Consider the following 1,605-nt stretch of genomic DNA (forward strand, 5'->3'; position numbering starts at 1 on the left):
ACAAGGGGCCTTCCCGGTCCTGTTGCCTCAGGACCCAACAGTGTGCCAAACACTACCCACCACCACCAGCAGCAGCCGCTTTCCAGGAACCCAACCCCAAAGGATCAGTCCGTACTCACAACACCACCGGCAACACCGGGCACCTATTCATTGATATTCCACCCTTGAGCACCCGCCACGAAACATTCGTCCGTGCAACGGGCATTCTCCTGACAACCACCACCACCAGACATACATCCAGGACAGTGAACTGTAGGCGCTCCTTAGAAAGGAGGTGATCCAGCCGCACCTTCCGGTACGGCTACCTTGTTACGACTTAGTCCCAATCGCCAGTCCCACCTTCGACGGCTCCCCCCCAAAAGGGTTAGGCCACCGGCTTCGGGTGTTACCAACTTTCGTGACTTGACGGGCGGTGTGTACAAGGCCCGGGAACGTATTCACCGCAGCGTTGCTGATCTGCGATTACTAGCGACTCCGACTTCATGGGGTCGAGTTGCAGACCCCAATCCGAACTGAGACCGGCTTTTTGGGATTAGCTCCACCTCACAGTATCGCAACCCTTTGTACCGGCCATTGTAGCATGCGTGAAGCCCAAGACATAAGGGGCATGATGATTTGACGTCGTCCCCACCTTCCTCCGAGTTGACCCCGGCAGTCTCCTATGAGTCCCCACCATCACGTGCTGGCAACATAGAACGAGGGTTGCGCTCGTTGCGGGACTTAACCCAACATCTCACGACACGAGCTGACGACAACCATGCACCACCTGTAAACCGACCACAAGTGGGGCACCTGTTTCCAGGCGTTTCCGGTTCATGTCAAGCCTTGGTAAGGTTCTTCGCGTTGCATCGAATTAATCCGCATGCTCCGCCGCTTGTGCGGGCCCCCGTCAATTCCTTTGAGTTTTAGCCTTGCGGCCGTACTCCCCAGGCGGGGCACTTAATGCGTTAGCTACGGCGCGGAAAACGTGGAATGTCCCCCACACCTAGTGCCCAACGTTTACGGCATGGACTACCAGGGTATCTAATCCTGTTCGCTCCCCATGCTTTCGCTCCTCAGCGTCAGTTAATGCCCAGAGACCTGCCTTCGCCATCGGTGTTCCTCCTGATATCTGCGCATTTCACCGCTACACCAGGAATTCCAGTCTCCCCTACATCACTCTAGTCTGCCCGTACCCACCGCAGATCCGGAGTTGAGCCCCGGACTTTCACGGCAGACGCGACAAACCGCCTACGAGCTCTTTACGCCCAATAATTCCGGATAACGCTTGCGCCCTACGTATTACCGCGGCTGCTGGCACGTAGTTAGCCGGCGCTTCTTCTGCAGGTACCGTCACTTACGCTTCTTCCCTACTGAAAGAGGTTTACAACCCGAAGGCCGTCATCCCTCACGCGGCGTCGCTGCATCAGGCTTCCGCCCATTGTGCAATATTCCCCACTGCTGCCTCCCGTAGGAGTCTGGGCCGTGTCTCAGTCCCAGTGTGGCCGGTCACCCTCTCAGGCCGGCTACCCGTCGTCGCCTTGGTAGGCCATTACCCCACCAACAAGCTGATAGGCCGCGAGTCCATCCAAAACCGCAAAAGCTTTCCACCAACCACCATGCGAT

The 1,605-nt window shown here is 57.2% G+C and carries 1 rRNA gene; it reads right to left on the minus strand.

Features of this window, described 5'->3' with window-relative positions:
• Positions 1-267: 267 nt before the first annotated feature.
• Positions 268-1,605, minus strand: a 16S ribosomal RNA gene (locus tag ACFV4R_RS20085); the annotation flags it as partial.

The organism is Pseudarthrobacter sp. NPDC059871 (assembly GCF_042731175.1).
Classification (GTDB): Bacteria; Actinomycetota; Actinomycetes; order Actinomycetales; family Micrococcaceae; genus Arthrobacter.